Below are 570 nucleotides of genomic sequence, written 5' to 3'. Positions count from 1 at the left end.
AGCCACGTCGCCGTCCCGGCATCACACAGGCGCAGCAGGTGCTCGCGAGCCATCGCGCCGGGCATCGCACCCCACCCCGGCACCTCGACCTCATCGCCCTCACCGGGCTCCTCGTCCGTGGGCACGACCGCTTCCTCGCGCATCACCAAGGTGACCTCGACCGGCTGGGGCTGCCCCTCAGCCCGCCCGGACAACAGCTCCAACGCCGTGTCCGCCATCCACGCGCCCCGACCCCGCTCATCCGCGACCCGAGCCGCGTCGGTCACCGGGTCGCCCGTCGCGACATGGCGGGACTGCTCGGCCTTCTTCAACGCCGCAAACGCCCCGACCACATCCGTCAGCGGACCCAGGATGCTCAACCACGCCATCCCATCCGGCGCCGGCCGGACACTGACATTGCGTGAAGCCGCTGCCCTGCGACGACGACGCACCAACGCCTCCGCATCCAGATCGACCGTGGCCCGATGCGCCACCGCCGCCAGCTCCTTGTCACTCACCGTCGTCAAGCACCCCGCCAACCTGCGGTCAGCCTCCACGCGGTCCTCGTGCGACAAGCACGACGTCTCACGA

The 570-nt window shown here is 70.7% G+C and carries 1 pseudogene; it reads right to left on the bottom strand.

Annotation, left to right across the window (positions count from 1 at the left end):
• Positions 1–473 (bottom strand): annotated as a pseudogene (locus JLI01S_RS16525) (HNH endonuclease); the annotation flags it as partial.
• Positions 474–570 lie beyond the last annotated feature (97 nt).

It is taken from the genome of Janibacter limosus NBRC 16128 (assembly GCF_001570985.1).
Lineage (GTDB): Bacteria > Actinomycetota > Actinomycetes > Actinomycetales > Dermatophilaceae > Janibacter > Janibacter limosus.
This window is presented reverse-complemented; position numbering and strand designations above follow the sequence as displayed.